The following is a 2,838-nucleotide window of genomic DNA, read 5'->3' on the forward strand; positions in this document are numbered from 1 at the left end:
CCCGCTGCAGGGGATGGAAGACGGCCTTCGTGCTGTGTCAAATGCAATGCGCTTGTCGGAGCTGGCGGACGCCCTTTCTCAAAGGACGGACGAAGAAATTCTTCTACCAAGGTATGCGGTTCGTTCGAGCGACGAGGTCGCTCTCGATGAGGCAGCTGCCAAAGCCGAACTGGATGCATCTGGCATAGCGGTGCCCCGAAGTGTCGTTGTGACACCAGATCAAACCAGTGGGTTGGACGAACTTAATTTTCCAGTGGCGGTGAAGGCGCTTAGCGCAGGACTGGCACACAAAAGCGAGTTGGGAGCCGTTGTGCTGCGCTTGGGTACGCCCGAAGAGGCGTGGCAAGCCGTGCGCACCATGGCAAAGAAACTAAAACACGCTGCTCCCGAACTCTCCATTCGCAACTTCTTAGTGGAAGAGATGGTGATGGATGGAGTCGGCGAGTTGCTTGTAGGCATACGCCGGGTAGACTCGATGGGCCTTGCCCTCACGATTGGGATGGGCGGCACCGAAGCGGAACTCCTGCGCGATACTGCCACGATCCTATTGCCCGCCTCGCGTGCTACGATTGCTGAGGCCCTGCGCAGCCTAAAACTGTTCCTACTGCTTGACGGTTGGCGCGGCCGACCGAAGGGCGATGTTGAAGCAGCGGTCGACACCATCCAAAGGTTTGCCCAATTCGCAATCTCCAACGAGGAGCGCTTCGTCGAAGCCGAAATCAATCCGCTGATCGTGCGCCCCCAGGGGCAAAGTGCGGTCGCCGTGGATGCGGTCATGCGGCTGGTCCGGCATCGGTAGCCCCTGGCACTGATGTCGGGATTGCAACAGGAGAGATTTGCAAAATGGGCGTTCTGAAAGGTGTGAAGATCATCGAAATGGCGGGGCTCGGGCCCGGCCCATTTTGCGGTATGTTGCTCGCCGACCTCGGTGCTGACGTGATTTCGGTGGAGCGTCCAGCCGCTGACGCGGGCAGCCCACGGCCATGGGCACTCTGCAGCCGCGGCAAGCGCTCGATCATAATGGATTTGAAGAAGCCCGGAGCAGTCGAGACCTTCCTACAATTGATCGATGGCGCTGACGCTTTGATCGAAGGCATGCGACCAGGTGTAATGGAACGGCTGGGCTTGGGTCCTGACGTTTGCCTCGCACGTCGTCCATCTTTGGTCTATGGCCGAATGACCGGGTGGGGACAGTCGGGCCCCCTATCCCAGGCGGCGGGACACGATGCTAACTACGTGGCCCTTTCCGGAGCGCTGTGGCTTGCGACCCAGCCTGGTCAGCGCCCCGAGGCACCACCGACACTGTTGGGAGATGTCGCAGGTGGCGCACTCTATCTAGCTTTGGGTATCCTCGCTGGCATTCTGCGCGCTAGGCAAGATGGCCGTGGCCAAGTCGTCGATGCCGCAATGGTCGATGGCTCGGCGCACCTGCTAAATCTTCTGATAACGTTTCTTCCCGAGCTTGGCGGCTCGTTCGAAAATGCAAAGCCGGCTGCCCACGGAAAGCACTGGGATCGTGCCTATCTCTGCTCTGATGGTGAGTGGATCATTGTGCAACCTGAGGAGCCTCAGTTTTATGTGGAATTCATAAGACGCCTCGGTTTGGATCACGACGAGCGCTTCGTCAAAGGACAGACGACCCCAGAGAACTGGCAGGCTTTGGGCGATCAGCTGTCGACAATTTTCAGGACGAAGAGCCGAGCCGAATGGAGCGAACTTCTGGAAGGCACTGACGCTTGCTTTGCGCCCGTTCTTTCACCGCCGGAAGCGGCCGCGCATCCCCATATAGTCGCACGCCAAATCTATAAAATCGTCGACGGCGTGTTGCAGACTGCACCTGCGCCACGCTTCTCGGCAACGCCATCGGCAGAATTGTCCTCTATTCCAGCCCGTGGGCACCACACACAGGAGGTGCTCTCGGAACTTAAGCTCAGCTCAAAAAGAGTGGATGACCTGACGAAAGCGGGCGCGCTGGGACCGGCTGCTTAGAATTGAATTCGGCCTTGTCCGGATGAAAGGCGAGGGAACAACCAAGCGCTACGACCGCGCGGTGATGTGGATACAGGAGAGTTGAATGAGCGAGGAGTTGAGGCCAGTTCTGACCGAGCGCCGGGGCCATATCTTGATCGTCACTATCAATCGCCCCCAAGTGAGAAATGCATTCGACACTGACACGGCCATGGCGATGCAGGCAGCGATGGATCTTCTTGATGGGGAGGAAGACCTATTTGTCGGTGTTCTTACTGGCGCCGGTGGCAATTTCTCATCTGGTATGGATTTGAAAGCGGCGGCAAAGGACGGCCCTCCTCCACTGCTTGCGCGCGGGGACTTTGGAATTCTGGGGCGTCCGCCGCGCAAGCCGCTGATCGCGGCGGTGGAAGGATACGCCGTGGCCGGCGGCTTCGAGACATGTTTGGCATGCGACATGATTGTGGCGGCGCGCGACGCCAAGTTTGGTCTGCCCGAGGTTCGTCACAACTTGCTGGCGACCAATGCTCTGGTTCGTCTTCCACTGCGCATGCCATATCACTTGGCAATGGAACTCGCCCTGACGGGAGCTTTCAAGGACGCTGCCTACTTTGAGCGCTTCGGTGTCGTGAACTATCTAACCGAACCAGGCGAAGCCCTCGAGGAAGCGTTGAAGTTGGCTCAATCGCTACTTGAAAATGGACCGCTTGCGTTGGCTGCAAGCAAGGAGATCATGTTCCAATCGCTCGATGGACAAGCAGAGGAGGATCGGTTGAAACAGTTGCCTATCGTTCAGAAAGTGTTCGGGTCGGAGGACGAGCGCGAGGGCCTGCGAGCATTTGCCGAGAAGCGAAAGCCCGTTTGGCAGGG

The 2,838-nt window shown here is 58.4% G+C and carries 3 protein-coding genes; all 3 read left to right on the plus strand.

Features of this window, described 5'->3' with window-relative positions; genetic code table 11:
• On the plus strand, nucleotides 1–799 hold a 799-nt coding region (locus ABVQ20_RS40350), incomplete at its 5' end, for an acetate--CoA ligase family protein (RefSeq protein WP_354465415.1).
• A gap of 44 nt (nucleotides 800–843) precedes the next feature.
• A complete protein-coding gene (locus ABVQ20_RS40355; RefSeq protein WP_354465417.1) occupies nucleotides 844–1,989 on the plus strand; it encodes a CaiB/BaiF CoA transferase family protein in 1,146 nt (381 codons plus the stop codon).
• An 85-nt stretch (nucleotides 1,990–2,074) separates the two neighbouring features.
• The coding region (locus tag ABVQ20_RS40360; RefSeq protein WP_354465419.1) for a crotonase/enoyl-CoA hydratase family protein at nucleotides 2,075–2,838 on the plus strand (764 nt) is incomplete at its 3' end.

This window comes from Mesorhizobium shangrilense, from assembly GCF_040537815.1.
In the GTDB taxonomy this organism is placed as follows: Bacteria; Pseudomonadota; Alphaproteobacteria; order Rhizobiales; family Rhizobiaceae; genus Mesorhizobium; species Mesorhizobium shangrilense.